The sequence below is a fragment of the Actinocatenispora comari genome (genome assembly GCF_017312725.1).
In the GTDB taxonomy this organism is placed as follows: Bacteria; Actinomycetota; Actinomycetes; order Mycobacteriales; family Micromonosporaceae; genus Actinocatenispora; species Actinocatenispora comari.
The window spans coordinates 61,808-79,215 of the sequence record NZ_BOPO01000077.1 but is presented as its reverse complement, the minus strand read 5'-3'; the positions used below and the strand labels follow the sequence as shown (position 1 = coordinate 79,215).

Annotated in this window: 14 protein-coding genes; 6 read left to right on the top strand and 8 right to left on the bottom strand. The window is 74.5% G+C overall.

Translation table 11 applies throughout. The features are described 5' to 3' along the window. Positions 1-50: 50 nt before the first annotated feature. A complete protein-coding gene (locus NUM_RS20560) occupies positions 51-1,826 on the bottom strand; it encodes a RelA/SpoT family protein (protein WP_370467024.1) in 1,776 nt (591 codons plus the stop codon). 197 nt (positions 1,827-2,023) lie between these two features. Beyond that, the gene (locus NUM_RS20555; RefSeq protein ID WP_225918725.1) at positions 2,024-3,817 is read right to left on the bottom strand and encodes a DEDD exonuclease domain-containing protein; all 1,794 of its coding nucleotides are present in this window, start codon (positions 3,815-3,817) and stop codon (positions 2,024-2,026) included. A gap of 366 nt (positions 3,818-4,183) precedes the next feature. Here NUM_RS20555 and NUM_RS20550 point away from each other — a divergent pair, with 366 nt between their 5' ends. Next, positions 4,184-5,524 carry an NYN domain-containing protein gene (locus tag NUM_RS20550; RefSeq protein WP_207126531.1) on the top strand — a complete coding sequence of 447 codons (1,341 nt, stop codon included), beginning with the start codon at positions 4,184-4,186 and terminating at the stop codon, positions 5,522-5,524. Between the two features lie 27 nt (positions 5,525-5,551). Here NUM_RS20550 and NUM_RS20545 read toward each other — a convergent pair whose 3' ends face one another. Then, positions 5,552-6,433, bottom strand: coding sequence for an LLM class flavin-dependent oxidoreductase (locus NUM_RS20545; protein WP_207126530.1), 882 nt, complete (start codon positions 6,431-6,433; stop codon positions 5,552-5,554). Positions 6,434-6,614: 181 nt separating this feature from the next. Here NUM_RS20545 and NUM_RS20540 point away from each other — a divergent pair, with 181 nt between their 5' ends. After that, a complete protein-coding gene (locus NUM_RS20540) occupies positions 6,615-6,767 on the top strand; it encodes a hypothetical protein (protein WP_225918724.1) in 153 nt (50 codons plus the stop codon). Between the two features lie 82 nt (positions 6,768-6,849). On the opposite strand, the gene NUM_RS20535 is transcribed toward NUM_RS20540, so the two are convergent. Then, a complete protein-coding gene (locus NUM_RS20535) occupies positions 6,850-7,716 on the bottom strand; it encodes an LLM class flavin-dependent oxidoreductase (RefSeq protein WP_207126528.1) in 867 nt (288 codons plus the stop codon). 246 nt (positions 7,717-7,962) lie between these two features. On the opposite strand from NUM_RS20535, the gene NUM_RS20530 reads away from it, so the two are divergent. The 3 genes from NUM_RS20530 to NUM_RS20520 all read left to right on the top strand — a co-directional run bounded on the left by NUM_RS20530 (position 7,963) and on the right by NUM_RS20520 (position 11,745). Continuing rightward, positions 7,963-9,216 carry a M48 family metalloprotease gene (locus NUM_RS20530; protein WP_207126527.1) on the top strand — a complete coding sequence of 418 codons (1,254 nt, stop codon included), beginning with the start codon at positions 7,963-7,965 and terminating at the stop codon, positions 9,214-9,216. 73 nt (positions 9,217-9,289) lie between these two features. Next, a complete protein-coding gene (locus NUM_RS20525; RefSeq protein WP_207126526.1) occupies positions 9,290-10,510 on the top strand; it encodes an acyltransferase family protein in 1,221 nt (406 codons plus the stop codon). An 83-nt stretch (positions 10,511-10,593) separates the two neighbouring features. Then, a complete protein-coding gene (locus NUM_RS20520) occupies positions 10,594-11,745 on the top strand; it encodes a glycosyltransferase family 4 protein (RefSeq protein ID WP_207126525.1) in 1,152 nt (383 codons plus the stop codon). A gap of 132 nt (positions 11,746-11,877) precedes the next feature. On the opposite strand, the gene NUM_RS20515 is transcribed toward NUM_RS20520, so the two are convergent. From NUM_RS20515 to NUM_RS20500, 4 genes are all read right to left on the bottom strand, one after another. Next, a complete protein-coding gene (locus NUM_RS20515; protein ID WP_207126524.1) occupies positions 11,878-12,507 on the bottom strand; it encodes a hypothetical protein in 630 nt (209 codons plus the stop codon). Between the two features lie 71 nt (positions 12,508-12,578). Beyond that, positions 12,579-13,241, bottom strand: a complete 663-nt coding sequence (locus NUM_RS20510) for a response regulator transcription factor (protein WP_207126523.1) — start codon at positions 13,239-13,241, stop codon at positions 12,579-12,581. Positions 13,242-13,298: 57 nt separating this feature from the next. Further along, positions 13,299-14,930 carry a sensor histidine kinase gene (locus NUM_RS20505; protein WP_207126579.1) on the bottom strand — a complete coding sequence of 544 codons (1,632 nt, stop codon included), beginning with the start codon at positions 14,928-14,930 and terminating at the stop codon, positions 13,299-13,301. 90 nt (positions 14,931-15,020) lie between these two features. Next, positions 15,021-16,820, bottom strand: a complete 1,800-nt coding sequence (locus tag NUM_RS20500; RefSeq protein WP_207126522.1) for an AMP-dependent synthetase/ligase — start codon at positions 16,818-16,820, stop codon at positions 15,021-15,023. Between the two features lie 182 nt (positions 16,821-17,002). Between NUM_RS20500 and NUM_RS20495 the strand changes: the two genes are divergently transcribed. Then, entirely contained in the window at positions 17,003-17,407 is a 405-nt protein-coding gene (locus NUM_RS20495; protein WP_207126521.1) for a polyketide cyclase / dehydrase and lipid transport, read from the top strand. Position 17,408: the final 1 nt, after the last annotated feature.

Sequence of the window (17,408 nt, the reverse complement as noted above, 5' to 3'; positions counted from 1 at the left end):
GCCTGACGACCGAGGCCGCGAGCGGCCTGACGACTGAAACGGCGAGCGGGCTACGGGGTGGTGCTCGGCCGGTCGACCGAGTCGATCAGCTGGTGCACCACCTCGTCGGCGGACAGCTTGCCGGACGAGACGGCGACGAACAGCGCGTCGAGATCCGGGTAGCCGAGGTCGTGCGCGGTGGACAGCAGCGGGTCCTCCACCGCGAGCGACCGCTGCTGGCGGCGCAGCGCGCGGGCCACCGCCACCCGGCCGGCGTCGATCCGGTCGTTGAGCGTCTCGGCGGACTGCTCGACGTCGCCCCGGTGGAACCACTTGCCGATCGCCAGCCGGGCGTTGGCGCTGCGGGCGAAGCCCAGCCACTCCTTCGACGGGCCCGGATAGTCGTCCGCCCGGGCGGTGATGATCTCCACCGCGTCGCCGTCCTCCAGCACCGTGGACAGCCGGGCCAGCCGCCCGTTCACGTACGCGCCGATGAGCCGGTCGCCGGTCTGCGGATCCATCGAGTACGCGAGGTCGACCGGAGTCGCGCCGGCCGGCAACAGCACCCTGTCGCCGGCCGTGGTGAACACCTGTACCTGATCCTCGGAGAGGTCACAGCGCAGGGCGTCGAGGAACTCGGTGGAGGCGAGCGCGTCGCGCTCCCAGCCGAGCAGCGACTGCAGCCAGTCGAGCCGCTCCGGCCCGTCGGTCGGCGCCGTCCCGTTGCGCAGCCGGACCACGATGCCGTACTCGGCGGTGTCGTTCATCTGCTCGGTGCGGATCATGATCTCGATCGGTTGCCGCTCCGGCCCCATCACCGTGGTGTGCAGCGACTGGTAGTAGTTGAACTTCGGCGAGGCGATGAAGTCCTTGAACCGGCCCGGCACCGGTCGCCACAGCGCGTGCACGGTGCCCAGCGCCGCGTAGCAGTCGGTGTCCGGCCCGTCGATGATGATCACGATGCGCGGCGGGTCGTTCGGCTCGCGCAGCGGGCCCTGCGTCATCTCGTGGTAGATCGAGGAGTGGTGCCGGGGCCGGCGGACCACCTCGGCGTCGATCCGGTCGGCCCGCAGCGCGCCGGACACGGTGCGGATCACGTCGACCAGGTAGCCGCCGTCGTCGCTGCGCTCGGACAGGTATTTGTCGATCTCCAGGAACATGTCCGGGTCGACGGTGCGCAGCACGATGTCTTCCAGCTCGGCCTTGAGCACGTGGATGCCGAGCCGGTCGGCCATCGGCACCAGCACGTCCTGGGTGGCGTTCGCGATCCGGATCTGCGAGCTGCGCGACTTGTGTTGGATGGTGCGCATGTTGTGCACCCGGTCGGCCAGCTTGATGATCAGCACCCGCACGTCCCGGCCGGCGGTGATCATCATCTTGCGGATCGTCTCCGCCTCGGCGATGTCGCCGAAGAACACCTTGTCCAGCTTGGTCACGCCGTCGACCAGCAGCGTCACCTCGTCACCGAAGTCCGACCGCAGCTGCTCCAGCGTGTAGTCGGTGTCCTCGACGGTGTCGTGCAGTAAGGCGGCGGCGAGCGTCACCGGGTCCATGCCCAGCCCGGCGAGGATCTGGGTGACCGCGAGCGGATGGCTGATGTACGCCTCGCCGCTGCGCCGGACCTGGCCGGCGTGCAGCTTGTCGGCGACCGCGAACGCGCGGGTCACCAGCGGCACGTCCGGGCGCGGGTAGGTGCCCCGGTGGGTACGCACCACCGTCTCGATCGGGGTCTCGGAGCCCTGCGACCCGCCCCACGGCAGCATTGCCCGCAGCCAGCGGTACAGCGGGGCGCTGGCACGGCGTTCCCGGCTGGTGGGCGCGGCCTGATTCGGCGCGAAAGCGGGCAGCTCCGCGCGCGACGGATTGGCTCCCAGACTCAACGGCACCTCCTGCCCGGCCAGCCGGCCTGACGGGTCCTCTCACCGATCGTAATCGGCGAACCGGGACGACCGATGAGCCAATTAGACCCGATCGATCGGTGGATACCAACGAACGGTCGCATCCCCGATGACGGCATTTCTCACACTGGACACCAAATCGCAGGTCAGGCCGTCGCACGGGTCGGTCGATGCATCGTACGCGGTGCGCCACGGTCGGACAGCGGGTCCGCCGAAGAACGCGCAGCGTCCGCCTTCTGTAACAGATCGTGAAATCGCTCGGCGCCGCTGGCCGGGCAGTACCAGCCGGCGCCGGACGCCTCCACCAACCGGGTCTCCGGCCGGTTGAGGAAGGTGAGGATCAGCTCGGTCTCCTCGGCCGTCGCGCACGGCGTCGGGCCGACCCCGCCGCGCACCGTCTCGGCCGTCGCCAGCAGCGCCGCCAGCACCGGCCGCGGTGCCGTCCCGCGCGGGGCCGTCCCGGCGGCGGCGAGCCGGCCGTGCCGCACCACCGCCAGCTCCCAGCCGCCCTCCTCCGCCCGGCGCGCCGCGACCAGCTCCGGGATCGAGGTCAGCGACCGCAGCCGCTGCAGCCGCACCGCCGCCCGCAGCAGCGCCACCAGCCGGCCGCGGACCGTGGCGGCCTCCTCGTACCGCTGGTCGGTGGCGAGCTCGCCGATGCGCGCGAGCAGCCGGTCGACCAGCACCGCCGGATCGCCGTGCACCGCCTCGCGGAAGGCGTCGGCGTACCGGGCGTAGTCGGCCGGCGCGATCTGCAGCTCGCACGGCGCCGCGCACCGGCCGATCTCGGCCAGCGCGCAGGCGGGGCTCGCGGTGCGCACCGACAGCCGGCGGGTGCACTGCCGCAGCGGCACCGCGTCGTACACCCCCGCGGCGGCGGTCTCGGCGGTCCGCCGGGACGAGAACGGCCCCAGGTAGCAGCCGGCGTCGTCGGCCAGCTTGCGCACGATCGACAGCCGCGGGAACGGCTCGTCGGTCAGCTTCAACCAGTGCACCCGCTCCGGAAACTTCGACCGCCGGTTGTACGGCGGCTTGTGCGCGGCGATCAGCCGCAGCTCGCGCACCCCCGCCTCCAGCGCGTGCGCGCACTCCACCGCCTCCACCCGTTCGGCCGCGGTGAGCATCTCGGTCATCCGGGACCTGGTCTCCGCCGCGGTGAAGTAGCTGCGCACCCGGGTCGCGATGTCGCGCGAGGTGCCCACGTAGAGCGGGCGGCCGGAGCCGTCGCGGAACACGTACACCCCGGGGGCGTGCGGCAGGCCGTCGGCGAGGCCGCGCTTGCGGCGCTGCACCGGGTGCACCGCGCGGCAGAACTCGACCAGCTCGTCCAGCGTGTGCACCCGGTGGCTGCCGACCCGCTCCAGCAGCCGGTGCAGCACGTCGACGGTGGCCCGGGCGTCGTCCAGCGCGCGGTGGCTGGGCTGGGTCTCGGTGTGAAAGTAGGCGGCCAGGGTGGCGAGCTTGCAGTTCGGCACCTCGTCGCGGGTCAGCGCCCGGCGGGCCAGCGTCACCGTGTCGACCACCGGGAACCCCGGCCACGGGTAGCCGAACTTCGCGCACGCCGCCTTCAGGAACCCCACGTCGAACGGCGCGTTGTGCGCCACCAGCACCGCGCCCCGGGCGAACTCCAGGAAGCTCGGCAGCGCTTCGGTCAGCTCCGGCGCCGGCGCCACCATCGCCTCGGTGATGCCGGTCAGCGCGGCCACGAACGGCGGGATCGGCAGGCCGGGATTGACCAGCGTGCCGAACTCGCCCAGCACCTCGCCACCGCACACCTTCACCGCGCCGATCTCGGTGATGCCCGCGTCGGCCGGTGACCCGCCCGTGGTCTCCAGGTCGACCACCACGAACGTGGTCGTCGCCAGCGGCTGACCGATCTCGTCGATGCTCTGTTGCCGGAAGGCGGGTTCGCCGCTGCGACGGACGGGGGGTACGGGCACGGACCGCACGGTAGGCCCCGGGTACGACGAAACCGACGCCGCACCCGGCATCGCCCGCAGCACGCAGCTCGGTACGCACGGTGGATCGGTACGCACCGATGTGTCGCCTTTGGCCGACGGGGCGCTCCGCCGGCACGCCCGGCCGGCCGCAGCGCGTCCGCGCTGACGTGCCGAGGCGACCCGGCGATGTCAAACTGTCCCTATGAGCACCCCGGCCCCCGCGGCCCGACCGCGGCCCTCGACGTACCGGCAGCGGCACGTCGCGGACCGTCGTGACCGGGTCGGGACGCCGGGCGGGGCAGCCGTGCGGCGCGAGCGCCGGTGGCCGGGCGGCAGCGCGAGCGGTCCGAGCCGGGGGGCACGCCCATGAGTGCCGAACCGAACCCGATCGACTCGGCCGACGACCCGGCGCTGGTCCCGGTGCTGCCCGAGGCGGTCCGGCAGCGGGTGGTGACGCTCGCCGCCACGGTGCTGGGCGGGCTGCCGCTCGACCAGGTGCCCGCCTCGCTGCGCCGGGTGGCCCGGTTCACCCCGGCCAAGCGGGCCAAGCTCGGCGGTACCGGCATCGCTGCCGCGCTGGCCGGCGACCCGGCGTTCCGGCAGCGGGTCGCGGCCAAGGTCGCCGACGCCGGCGGCGAGCTGACCATCGCGGTCACCGCCGGTACCCGGCCGGCCGCCGCCGATCCGGTCGAGGTCGGTGCGCTGGCCTACCTGCTGCGCCCGGACAACTGGGTCGACCTGGTCGTCGGCGCCGCCGACGAGGTGCGCACCGAGACCGACCGGGTCGCCACCGAGCACCGGATCAAGGAGGCCGAGCAGCGGGCCGACCGGGCCGAACAGGCCCGCGCGGCGGCGGTCGCCGAGCACGGACGGCTGCGCGGCGAGGCGGAGCAGGCCCGGGCCGAGCTGGCCGAGCTGCGCGCCGAGCTGCGCGCGGTGCAGAAGGAGCTGCGCGAGAGCCAGCACCGGGAGCGCCGGGCCAGCGAGCAGGCCGCCACCGAGAAGGGCCGGCTGGCCCGGGCCGAACGCGACCACCAGGCGGAGCTGCGCCGGCTCAATGCCCGGCTGGCCGACGCCGAGGCGGCCGCCGCCGCGACCCGGGCGGCCGGGGCGCAGGAGCACGCGTTCGACGACTCCCGGGTCTGGCTGCTGCTGGAGACGGTCCGCAACGCCGCCCGCGGCCTGGTCCGGGAGCTCGCGCTGGACCCGGTCGAGGTGGTACCGGCCGACTTCGTCGCCGAGACCGCGGACACGCCGGACCGGCCGCGGGCCGGCGCCCGCGCGCTCGCCGCCGACGATCCGGCCCGGCTCGACCAGCTGCTCGCGATGCCCCGGGCGCACCTAGTGGTCGACGGCTACAACGTCACCAAGACCGGCTACGGCGAGCTGTCGCTGGAACAGCAGCGCAACCGGTTGGCGGCCAGCCTCGGCGTGCTCGCCGCGCAGACCGGTGCCGAGGTGACCTGTGTCTGGGACGGCGCCGACCCGGTGCACGGCATCGCCCCGCCACCGCGGGGCGTGCGGGTGCTGTTCAGCCGCAAGGGCGAGATCGCCGACGAGCTGATCCGCCGGCTGGTCCGGGCCGAGCCGGACGGCCGGGTGGTGGTCGTGGTGTCCTCCGACAAGGAGGTCGCCGACGGCGTCCGCCGGCACGGCGCGTACCCGCTGTCCGCGCACACCCTGCTGCGCCGCCTCGCCCGCGGCTGAGACCGCCCCCGGGCGGCGGCCCGGAAGTCAGCGCAGCGGGCCGCGGGCGACGAGATCGCGCATCTCGGCCGGGTCGCCCGGCGGGACGAATTCCAGCCACCAGGTGGCGCCCGCGTCGGCCAGGCCCGCGACGTACTCGCGTTCGACCGCCTGATCGGTGCGGCGCCGCCGGCCGCCGATCGCGATGTCGGCGGCCGGGCCCAGCCGCCGTCGCAGCGCCGCCACCTGGCCGGCGTCCACGTCGGCCCAGCTGTCGGTGTCCCGGCGCCGGTACGGCACGATGCCGTCGCACCGGGCCGCCCGGCGCACCGCGGCCCCAGCCTCCAGGCTGCCGCCGACCCACACCGGCAGCCGCGGTGTCTGCACCGGCCCCGGCCGGTACGCGACGCCGTCGACCCGGTAGTACCGGCCGGTGTGTCGCACGGGGGCACCGCCGAGCAGCCCGAGCAGGACGTCGAGCCCCTCGTCGTACCGCGCCGCCCGCTCACCCGCCGACCCGCCGAGCCGCCCGCCCTGCGGGCCGCGCGGGCCACCGGTACCCGGGGCGCCCGCGGTCTCGTGGATGGCGGACACGCCGCGGTCCTGCGGATCACCCAGCCCGACCCCGAGTACCGCCCGGCCGCCGGACAGGTGGTCGAGCGTGAGGGCCTCCCGGGCCAGCTTCGCGAGCTGCCGCGCCGGCAGGCCGGTCACCGTGGTACCGAGCCGGATCCGGTCGGTCCCGGCGGAGATCGCCGCGAGCAGCAGCCACGGATCGTGCGTCGGCGCGTCCGGTTCGCTGTAGTAGACGAGGTAGTCCTCGAAGAAGACACCGTCGAACCCGGACCGCTCGGCGAGCACGCCCAGCGCGACCAGGTCGGCGGCCTCGACCCCGGACCCACCGCAACAGATCTCCAACCCGTACCGCATGCCCTCGAACCTAGGGTGCCGACCTGACATCCTCTGTCGGTTCGGTCCGGCGGAAACGTCGTACCCCCTGCGTAGCGTGCGGATCGTGGCGGGGGAGAGCCCGCCGCACAGGTTGGGAGGCTCGATGATCATCGACTGTGACCAGTGCACGGTGCGGGGGCGCGCGTGTGCGGACTGTGTGGTGAGCGTCCTGCTGGGACCGCCGCCCGAGCTGGAGCTCGACGCCGAGGAGCAGCACGCGCTGGACGTGTTCGCCGACGCCGGCATGCTGCCCCGGCTGCGGCTGGTGCCCGCCGAGCCGGACCCTGACGCCGGCTCTCGCCGCACCGCCTGACCAGTGGCCCGGGCCGCCGCGCCGCCACCGGCGCGGCGCCGGCCCGGCGGCTGCGGCCGCGCCGGCCGGGCGGCTGTCGCGGTCAGAGCGTCGGCGGGCCCTGCTCGATCCGGCGCAGCACCGGGGCGAGCCGGTCGAAGCCGACCAGCGTCTGCACCTGACGTTCGTCCCACCAGGTCGCGCCGGCGTCGGCCAGCGGCGCGATCAGGTCCCGGGCCGCGGCCGGGTCACCCGGGCTGACGCCACCCAGCACGATCTCGAACGGGCCGTCCCGGTCCGCGCGCTGGGTCCGCACGTAGTCGACCAGCTCTCGCACCGCGTCGAGCGGCGGCACCTCGCCGTGCCGGGCCTCGGTGAACAGCGGCACGACCCCGTCCCAGCGGGCGGCGCGGCGGATCGGCCGGCGGCGCGGCCAGTAGCCGCCGACCCAGACCGGCGGCCGCGGACGCTGCACCGTGGCCGGCAGCAGCTGCACGTCCCGTACCTGGTAGTGCTTCCCGTCGTGGTCGACCGTCTCGCCGGACCAGTAGCGGTTCAGCAGGTCGAGGCCCTCGTCCAGCCGCTCGGCGAGGACCACCGGGTCGGTCGGCTCGCCGAAGCTGCCGAACTCGTCCTCGATCGGTCCGCCGAGGCCGGCGCCGAACACGACCCGCCCGCCGCTGAGCGCGTCGAGCGTGGCGACCTGCCGGGCGAGCTGCTCCGGCCGGCGCCGGGCCACCGGGGTGACCAGCGTGCCGAGCCGGATCCGGGAGGTGGCCAGGGCCGCGGCGGTCAGCAGCAGCCACGGATCGCCGAACGGCTGGCCGCGGCGCCGCCGCTTGTCGTGGACCACGTGGTCCCAGACGAACAGGCCGTCCCAGCCGGCCCGTTCGGCCGCGGTCGCCACCAGCGCGACGGTTCGGGGGTCGGCGAAGTCCCCGAAGTTCGGGATGTTGATCGAGAAGCGCATGTCCGCAGCCTGCGGCACGCATCGCCACCCGGCAAGCACATTGCACCGGCACACACCCCACGAGTGCGCCGGCGTGGATCGCGCGGGTGGTCGGCGCAGGACGCGCGGGCGCTCTGGGCACGCTCGCGTCGGCACGGGCCGTACGAGCGGCCGGGGCGCCGCTGTGCACGGCGAACGAGCGGGCAGGCGCGCGGCGTACGGGCGGGCGGGGGCGCGGGGGCGGGGCGGCTCTGGAAGGCTGCGGGAATGGCGAGTCTGGTCGGTGCCGCGGTCGTCGCGGCGGTCCTGCTGGTCGCGGCCGGCGTCGTCGTCGCGGTCGCGGTGCCGTGGCGCGTCCCGGTACCGCCGCGGGCCGCGCAGCTCGCCGCACTGTCCCGGCTGCCTGCCGACCAGGTGGCGCGGGGCCGGGAGCTGGCGCGGGAACTGCGCCCGCTGCGGTACGCGGGCCTGTTGGTGGAGCTGGTCGCGGTGCTGGTGCTGGGAGTGACCCCGCTGGCCGCGCGGCTGGTGACCGCGATCGGCGACGCGGTGGGCGGCGGTCGGCTGGTGACCGCGGTCCTGGGCGGGCTGGCGGTGGCGGCGATCGTCGAGGTGCTCGGGTTGCCGTTCGCGGCCCGCCGCCGGGCGGTGCTTCGCCGGTACGGGCTGGTCACGCAGGGTTGGGCCGGCTGGGCGGTGGACCTCGGCCGCGGTGCGGTGCTCGCGGTCGTGTTCGTCGGTGCCGCGCTGGCCGGGTTCTTCGCCGCGACGGGTGCCTGGCCGCACGCCTGGTGGGCGCCGGTCGCCGGCGCCGCCGCGGTGCTCACGGTGCTGCTGTCGATGGTGTTCCCGGTGCTGGTGGAGCCGCTGTTCCACCGGTTCACCCCGATGCCCGACTCGCCGCTGCGCGACGACCTGCTGGCGCTCGCCGCCGCCGACCGGGTACGCGTCCGCTCGGTGCTGGTGGCCGACGCGTCGCGGCGCGGCAGCGCGGTCAACGCGTACGTGTCGGGGTTGGGGCCGACCCGCCGCATCGTCGTGTTCGACACGCTGCTGTCCGCGGCGCCCGATGCGGAGACCCGGCTGGTGGTGGCGCACGAGCTGGGCCACGCCCGGCACCACGACGTACCGCTCGCGACCGGGCTCGGTGCGCTCGGCGCCGCGGCCGGCTGCTGCCTGCTGTACCTGTTCGGCGCCTGGCCCGCGCCGTTCGCCGCCGCCGGAGCCACCGGACTGGCCGACCCGCGGGCGGTGGGGCTGCTGTTCGCGCTGCTCACGGTCGCGCAGCTGGTGCTGGGGCCGGTCGGCAACCTGGTGTCGCGCCGGGTCGAGGCGCGCGCCGACCGGCACGCGCTGCGTACCACCGGCGACCCGGCGACGTTCGCGGCGATGCAGGGGCGGCTGGCGCTGCGCAACCTCGCCGACGTCGATCCGGGCCGGGTCGCGCAGGCGCTGTTCGGTACCCATCCGAGCACGGTGCAGCGGCTCGCGGCGGCCGACGAGTTCGCTGCCGAGGAGTAACGTTCCGGTCATTTCCGGCGAATCACAAGTGCCACCACCGGATCGCCGAGACGTACCAGGAGTGACCGACCGCATGGCCAACCCGTCGGAACGGGTACCGGCGCCGCGGGCGTCGCTGGGCTACCGCCCGGCGCTGGACGGGATCCGGGCGTTGTCGATCATCGCGGTCATCGTGTTCCACACGCCCGGGTGGGGCTCGCTGCCCAGGGTGCTGCCCGGCGGCCACATGGGCGTCACGGTCTTCTTCGTCCTCTCCGGCTACCTGATCACGACGCTGCTGCTGGGCGAGCTGCACCGCACCGGCGACCTTGATCTGCGGGCGTTCTACCTGCGCCGGGCGGCCCGGCTGCTGCCCGGACTGCTGCTCGTCGCGGTGGTGCACTCGCTGTTCTGGAGCAGCCAGGACGGCGTGCTCAAGACGGTGCTGCCGGTGGTCGCGGCACTGCTGTACCTCGGCAGCGTGTTCGCCGGGTTCTGGCGGCTGATGGGCAAGATCACCTGGAGCTGGTCGCTGTCGGTCGAGGAGCACTTCTACTTCGGCTGGCCGCCGCTGCTGCGCTGGCTGTTCCGCACCGAGACCCGGCACGCCGACCGGTCGCTGCCGCGCCGGCATCCGATGCTCGCGGCCACCACCGCGGCACTGGCGATCGTGGCGGTCGCGGTCGGGCTGCGGGTGACGCTCGTGCACTCGGTGCGCTGGCACGACATGCTCTACTACTCGACGTTCACCCGGATGGACGCGCTCGCGGTGGGCTGCCTCGCCGCGCTCGCCGCCTGGCGGTACCGGCTGCCGTTCGCCCGGTGCGTCGGCTGGCTCGGCGCCGCGGTACTGGCGTTCGCCTGCCTGAGCCCGCTGTGGTCGATCGGGCGCTCGTCACTGAACCTGTGGGGCCTGCCGGTGGGTACCCTCGCGGCCGCGGCCGTGGTGGTCAGCGTGGTGCAGCGGCCGGACGCGCTGCTCGCCCGGCTGCTCGCGATCCGCCCGCTGGTGCACCTCGGCACCATCTCGTACGGCCTGTACCTGTGGAACCTGCTGCCCGGCCGGGCGCTGATGGAACTGCGCGGGCACCATCCGGGGCATCTCGCCACGGTGGCGTCCTGGCTGGTGATGCTCGCCGCGGCGGAGCTCTCGTACCATCTGGTCGAGCGGCCGGTGCAGGCCTGGGCGCGAGCCAGGCTGAACGGTGCGCGGCGTCCGCGGCCGGCCCGGCCGCTCGGCGCCCCGGCGACCGAGTGCACCCGCCAGGTCCTCGCCCGGGCGGCCTCCTGGCGCATCCCGACCATCGTCCGCTGACCGTCCGGCCCGGGCCGGGCGCCGTTTCGGGTGCGCCGGCGATCCCGCGTCCGGCCCGGCCGGCGGCCGCCTACGATCGCGGGATGGGCCGCACCCTGCTGATCACCAACGACTTCCCGCCGCGTACCGGTGGGATCCAGAACTTCGTGCACGCGCTCGCGGTGCGGCAGCCGGCCGACTCGCTGGTGGTGTACGCGTCGTCCTGGCGCGGCGCCGCGCAGTTCGACGCCGAGCAGCCCTTCCCGGTGGTCCGGGCGGACACCACGGTGCTGCTGCCCACCCCGCGGGCCCGGCGGGCGGCGGTGGCGCTGGCCCGCGAGTACGACTGCGACACCGCCTGGTACGGGGCGATGGCGCCGCTGGGGCTGCTCGCGCCGGCGCTGCGAGCGGCCGGGGTGCGCCACCAGGTCGCGCAGACGCACGGGCACGAGGCGGGCTGGGCCGCGCTGCCCGGCCCGCGCGGGCTGCTGCGCCGGATCGGGCAGCACGTCGACGTGGTCACCTACCTGGCCGACTACTTCCGGATCCGGCTGGACCGGGCGATCAACGCGCGCCGGCAGGGTGCCCGGCTGGAGCACCTCGCGCCGGGCGTGGACACCGAGAAGTTCCGGCCCGACCTGGTGCACACCGAGGGGGCGGCGATCCGGCGCGAGCTGGGGTTGGCGGACCGGCCGGTGATCGTCTGCGTGTCCCGGCTGGTACCGCGCAAGGGGCAGGACACGCTGATCCGGGCGCTGCCGGCGGTGCGCCGGCGGGTACCGGACGCGGCGCTGCTGATCGTCTCGGGCGGGCCGGACAAGCAGCGGCTGCAGCGGCTGGCGACCGACACCGGGGTGGCGGACGACGTGGTGTTCACCGGGTCGGTGCCGTGGGCGGCGCTGCCGCACTACTACGCGGCGGGTGACGTGTTCGCGATGCCGTGCCGGACCCGCCGCGGCGGGCTGGAGGCCGAGGGCCTTGGCATCGTGTACCTGGAGGCGTCGGCGACCGGGTTGCCGGTGGTGGCGGGCGACTCCGGTGGCGCGCCGGACGCGGTGCGCGAGGGGGAGACCGGCTTCGTGGTCTCCGGTACCGACGTGCCGGTGCTGGCCGACCGGCTGGCCACGTTGCTGACCGACCGGTCGCTCGCGGCCCGGATGGGCAAGGCCGGCCGCGCCTGGGTCGAGTCGGACTGGCAGTGGGACACCATCGCCGCCCGGATGACCGCGTTGCTGCACCCGGACAGTCCACAGTAGACGGAGGCGGCCGGGACCGGTTGAACGGGCTGCGGACCGGACCCGCGTCGCGGTATGTGCGCGGCCCGGGAATCTCCGGCGCGCTGTTCACCACCGACAACTACCTGGGGCTCGACCACACCGGGCTGATGTTCAGGCGGCCCGCAGCTCCTGCTCGTGGCCGTGCGCGCGGATCAGCGCGGCGGCCAGCCGGGGCAGTTCCGCGGCCGGGACCAGCTTGGCCAGCCCGGCGGCGCTGTGCGGCAGCCGCAGGGTGCGTGCGGTCGAGCGGACCCGCTCGTCCGCGTACGGCGCGACCGAGGGCCAGGTCGACTGCACCTCGCGCAGGATGATGTCCGCGCCGGTCGGGCCGATCCCGGGGAACTCGGTGAGCAGCCGGGAGATGCCCGCCGGTGCACCGTCCGCCTCGTCCCGCAGCCGGCGCAGGTCACCGTGCCAGCGCTCCAGCAGCAGTTGCGCGCCGTCGCCCAGCTGGGTGGCGGTGCGCTCGTCGTACCGGCGGTAGTGGCCGCGGCCGAGCGCGTCGACCCGCTGCTGCCAGGTCGCGTCGAGCATCCGGCGCGGAGTCCGGTACCCGGCGGCGGACAGCTCTCGCGCGGCCGCCACCGCGACGTCCGCGGAGATCCGCGCGGACAGCAGGTGCGCGAGCACCAGCAACCGGTACAGCGGGGACGGGGTGTCGGTGAGCCGGATCCCGGCCTGCTCGGCGAAGCTGGGCCCGTACCGGTCGAGCAGGGTGCGCACGGTGTCCTCGCGGGTCATGGCGATCACCTCCGCCCCGGCGACTACCCGGCCCGGCGCCGGGCACACGTCGGGTGCCCGGCGGGTACCGGTCAGAAGCGGGGCGAGTCGGGCGCTTCGAGCAGGCCGAGGCGCAGCGCGGTCATCAGCGCCTGGGCCCGGTTGCCGGCGCCGAGCTTCTCGTACAGCTTGGAGATGTGCGTCTTCGCGGTCGACTCGGAGACGTAGAGCTGCTTGGCGATGCCAGCGACCGACATCCCGTCGGCGAGCAGCTTGAGCACCTGGCCCTCGCGCGGCGACAGCTGCGGGCCGGACGGCTCCAGCCGGCGCTTCATCGCCTCGGCCAGGTCGGCGGCGGTGAACGCGTTCGGCGTGGCGGCGGCGTGCCGGGCGGCGGCGACCACGTCGTCGGCCGGCGCGCTCTTCGGCACGAACGCGCTCGCGCCGGCCTCCAGCGCGCCGAACAGCTGGTCGTCGCCGGCGTACATGGTCAGCACCACGATGCCCATCGTCGGGTGCGCCTTGCGCAGCTCGCGGGTGGCGGTCAGGCCGCTGCCGTCGGGCAGCCGCAGGTCCATGATCACCACGTCCGGGTGCAGCGCCGCGGCCTGCCGGACCCCGTCGCCGGCGGCGCCGGCCTCGCCGACCACCTCGAAGTTCGGATCGCGCTCGAACGCGTGCCGCAGACCCTTGCGAATCAGGTCGTGGTCGTCGACGAGCAGGATCCTGGTTCGGCCGATCGGCTCATCGGGCATGGCGCTCACTCCGCGGTCCGGGAATCATTCGGTCGCGGAGGGGCCAGCGTCGCCGGGTCAGGCGCTGTCCGTGGCGGTGCTGTCGTCGGCACCCTCCGCTGCCGACACGCTACCGCGCCGGGGCCGTGCCGCGAGTACCGCAGTGATCGTCGTACCGGAGGGCTCACGGGGTTTTATCCCCAGCTCGGCCCTGATGCGACGAGCCCGCTCGGCCATGATGGTCAGCCCGTAACTGCCCTCGCTGGGCCCTTCCGGCATGCCCTGGCCGTCGTCGGCGACCTCGATCCGCGCGTACGGCGGGTCGATCTCGCAGGTCACCCACAGGTTCTCGGCGCGGGCGTGCTTGCGGGCGTTGGTGATGGCCTCCTGGCCGATGCGCAGCAGCTCGGTCTCCACCGTCGCCGGCAGCCGGGCGGTCGAGGTGTCCAGCGACAGGTGCACCCGCATCCCGCTGGACGCCGCCACCGTACGGGCGTAGTCGGCCAGCGCGGTGGCGAGCCCGCCGGACGGATCGACGTCGGTACGCAGCTCGAACAGCGACAGCCGCAGTTCGGTGATCACCCGGGTCACCTCGGCGCGCAGCGTGTTCAGCTCGCCGACCGCCTGCTCGGCGCCGGCCACGTCGGTCAGCTCGGCGACCGCGTTGTCGATCCCGTACCCGACCATGACGAGTTCCTGTGCCACCCCGTCGTGGATCTCCCGGGCCAGCCGCTGCCGCTCCTCGGTGGTGGCGAGCGCGCGGACCTCGTCGAACAGCAGCGCCGCCTCCAGCCGCAGCGCCGCGGTCGACACCAGCCCGCGGACCCGGGCGACGGTCTCCGGCGGGTACGCCCCGGTGCGGTCCGACTCGACCACCAGCAGGCCGATGCTGCGCACCCCGGCGACCAGCGGTACCACCAGGGCCGAGACCGGGTGGCCGGTGATCGAGCGGGCCAGCGAGGTGGAGGTCAGGTGCGGCTGCTGGCTCAGCCAGGCCTCCGCGATCGGGGTGTCCGCCGACAGCGACGTCTCCCAGTCGGTACGGTCCGGGCCGCGCTGGGTGAGCACCACCAGCCGGCCGCCCCCGGAGCGCCCCAGCACGGCGGCCCGGTCGCTCGGTGCCGCCGCGGTCACCTCGTCGAGCAGCCCGGCGGCGATGCCACCCAGATCGAGGGTGCCGCCGGGCAGCTGGCGGGCCACCGTGCGCAGCTGGGTCAGCAGCCGGGTCGCCGCCGCGTACGGCTGTGGCTCGGTGCGGCCGGCGTCGGCGTACATCCGGCGGCCGGCGAGCGCCGCGGCCGACGCCACCAGCAGCCACAGCACGCTCGCCAGGACGAAGTCGCGGCCGGCCAGCCGGCCGGTCGCCGCGCTCGCGGCGAACGTGGTCAGCGCGCCCAGCCCGACCAGCGCCAGCGCCTCGCCGATGCCGGCGATCGCCGCGGAGCGCACCGGTACCAGCAGGTAGGGCAGGGTGGCGCCGTAGCCGGTGTGCAGCGCGGCGGTGGACAGGCCGACGACGACCACCTCGGCGATCCGGCCGAGCCGGCTCAGCAGCCCGAGCCGGCCGCCGGCACCCGGCGGGATCGCGAGGCCGGGCAGCGCGGCCACCGCGAGCAGCGCGCACCAGCCGACCGTGCTCCACCGCGGTGCCGAGACCAGGACCAGCACCACCACCAGGACCAGCAGCGCCGCCCGCAACGGGCGCAGCATCCGTACCCCGGCCTGGCCCGGCCGGTCCGCCGACTGCGGTGCGCTGGTCACCGGCTCACCTTGCCACGCCTTCCACCCGGGCGGCGCGCGTCAGCGGGTGTAGATCGCGTCGATCTCCGCGGCGTACTGCTTGAGCACGACGCCGCGCTTGACCTTCAGCGACGGGGTCATCTCGCCGGTCTCCTCGCTGAAGTCGCGGGGCAGGATCCGGAACACCTTGATCGACTCGGCCCGGGAGACCGCCTTGTTCGCCTCGTCCACCGCGGACTGGATCTCGGCCCGGATCTCCTCGTCGTCGATCAGCGCGGCGGCGTCGGTGCTCGCCTTGCGGCCGTGGTTGCGCAGCCAGTCCGGCAGCGCCTCCGGGTCCAGGGTCACCAGCGCGGCGATGAACGGCTGCCGGTCGCCGACCACCATGCACTGACTGACCAGCGGATGCGACCGGACCCGGTCCTCCAGCGTGGCCGGCGCGACGTTCTTGCCGCCGGCCGTCACGATGATCTCCTTCTTGCGGCCGGTGATGGTGAGGAAGCCGTCGTCGTCCAGCTCGGCCAGGTCGCCGGTGTGGAAGTAGCCCTCGTCGTCGAACGCCTCGGCCGTCGCCTTCTCGTTGTTCCAGTAGCCGGTGAACACGTAGTCGCCCTTGACGCACAGCTCGCCGTCGTCGGCGATGCGCACCGACGAACCGGGGATCGGCCGGCCGACCGTACCGATCTTGCCGTGGTCCTGGTCGTTGACCGCGATGACCGGCGACGTCTCGGTCAGCCCGTACCCCTCGAAGACGGTGATGCCCACGCCGCGGAAGAAGTGCGCCAGCCGCTCGCCCAGCGGTGCCCCGCCGGAGATCGCGTACCGGCACTGGCCGCCCATCGCCGCCCGCAGCTTCGCGTACACCAGCTTGTCGAAGACCGCGTGCTGCAGCCGCACCCCGGCGCCGATCCGCCCGCTGTCCAGCCCCTTGCTGTACGCGATGGCGACCCGTTCGGCGCGGTCGAAGATCCTGCCCTTGGCGTCGCTCTCGCCGTGTGCCTTCTGCTTGGCGCCGTTGTAGACCTTCTCGAACACCCGCGGCACCGAGAGCAGGAACGTCGGCCGGAACGAGGCCAGGTCGGGCAGCAGGTTCTTCACGTCGCCGGTGTGGCCCATCCGGGCCCGTGCCTGCACCGCGCCGAGCTGCACGATCCGGGCGAACGCGTGCGCCAGCGGCAGGAACAGCAGCGTGGCCGACCGTTCGTTGAACAGCGGCAGCAGGCCGGGCACCGCGTTCGCGATGTCGGAGTAGAGGTTGCGGTGGGTCAGCTGGCAGCCCTTCGGTCGCCCGGTCGTCCCGGACGTGTAGATCAGCGTGGCCATGTCGTCGGCGCCGCGGGAGCTGCGGCGCTGCTCGACGGTCTCCGGCGAGACCGAACCGCCGCCGGCGACCAGGGTGCCGACCGCGTCCTCGTCGATCGTCCAGACGTGCTTGAGCGCGGGCGACTCGTCGCGGGTGCCGGAAACCAGCGCGGCGTGCTCGGCGGTCTCCACCACCACGCCGACGGCGCCGGAGTCGGCCAGGATCCATGCCACCTGGTCGGCCGAGGACGTCTCGTAGATCGGCACGGTGATCGCGCCGGCCGCCCAGATCGCGTAGTCGAGCAGGGTCCACTCGTACCGGGTCTTCGACATCAGGCCGACCCGGTCGCCGGCGCCGACCCCGGCCGCGACCAGGCCGCGCGCCACCGCGACCACTTCGTCCCGGAACTGCCGGATCGTCACCGGCTCCCACTCGGTGTCGCGCCGGCGGGAGAACTGCACCGTGTCCGGGTACTCCTCGGCGTGCCGCCACACCACGTCGGTGAGGTTCTCGTCGTCCGCGACGGTGACGAGGGGGGGAACGGTCAACTCGCGCACGCTCTACTCCTTGCGCCCGGCCGGCGGCGGGCCCGATGCTCTCGCCGTCGGTGATCTCTCTGCTGCGAAACCTACCGCCCAGTACCACGGTTTCGTGACCCCCGGTCGCGGAATGGTCCACCGCGCCCGGGGCAGCGCGTACCGCGTCGCCGGTGCCTCCGCAGTGTGGCAGGCTGGGCGGCATGCCGCTGGTCGACGTGCTGCAGGAGACGTTCGTGGCCGCCGCGCCCAGGCTGGTCGCCGACGCGCTGGCCGAGCCGGCGGTCGCCGCGGACCTGTGGCCCGACCTGACCGTCACGGTCACGCAGCGGCGTGGCCTGGAAGGTCAACGGTACGCGGTGCACGGCGCCTGGCGCGGCACCGCCGAGCTGTGGCTGGAGCCCTGCGCCGACGGCGTGCTCGTCCACTCGTACCTGCGGCTCGACCCCACCGCCGGCCCGGTCTCGGCGCGCGTCGCGCGGCGCGAGGCGGACCGCCGGCAGCGGACCATGCGGTGGGGCCTGTGGCGGCACAAGGACCGGATCGAGGCGGGCCGGGCGCCGGGCGAGGCGGCGGTGGGGACGATGGTCGACCGGACGGCACGGTAGC

Excerpts from the sequence above, each read along its gene's own strand:
- NUM_RS20535 (WP_207126528.1), bottom strand. The coding sequence starts at position 7,716 with ATGCGCTTCTCGATCAACATCCCGAACTTCGGGGACTTCGCCGACCCC.
- NUM_RS20525 (WP_207126526.1), top strand. The coding sequence starts at position 9,290 with ATGGCCAACCCGTCGGAACGGGTACCGGCGCCGCGGGCGTCGCTGGGC.
- NUM_RS20510 (WP_207126523.1), bottom strand. The coding sequence starts at position 13,241 with ATGCCCGATGAGCCGATCGGCCGAACCAGGATCCTGCTCGTCGACGAC.
- NUM_RS20520 (WP_207126525.1), top strand. The coding sequence starts at position 10,594 with ATGGGCCGCACCCTGCTGATCACCAACGACTTCCCGCCGCGTACCGGT.
- NUM_RS20495 (WP_207126521.1), top strand. The coding sequence starts at position 17,003 with ATGCCGCTGGTCGACGTGCTGCAGGAGACGTTCGTGGCCGCCGCGCCC.
- NUM_RS20515 (WP_207126524.1), bottom strand. The coding sequence starts at position 12,507 with ATGACCCGCGAGGACACCGTGCGCACCCTGCTCGACCGGTACGGGCCC.
- NUM_RS20545 (WP_207126530.1), bottom strand. The coding sequence starts at position 6,433 with ATGCGGTACGGGTTGGAGATCTGTTGCGGTGGGTCCGGGGTCGAGGCC.
- NUM_RS20505 (WP_207126579.1), bottom strand. The coding sequence starts at position 14,930 with ATGCTGCGCCCGTTGCGGGCGGCGCTGCTGGTCCTGGTGGTGGTGCTG.
- NUM_RS20550 (WP_207126531.1), top strand. The coding sequence starts at position 4,184 with ATGAGTGCCGAACCGAACCCGATCGACTCGGCCGACGACCCGGCGCTG.
- NUM_RS20530 (WP_207126527.1), top strand. The coding sequence starts at position 7,963 with ATGGCGAGTCTGGTCGGTGCCGCGGTCGTCGCGGCGGTCCTGCTGGTC.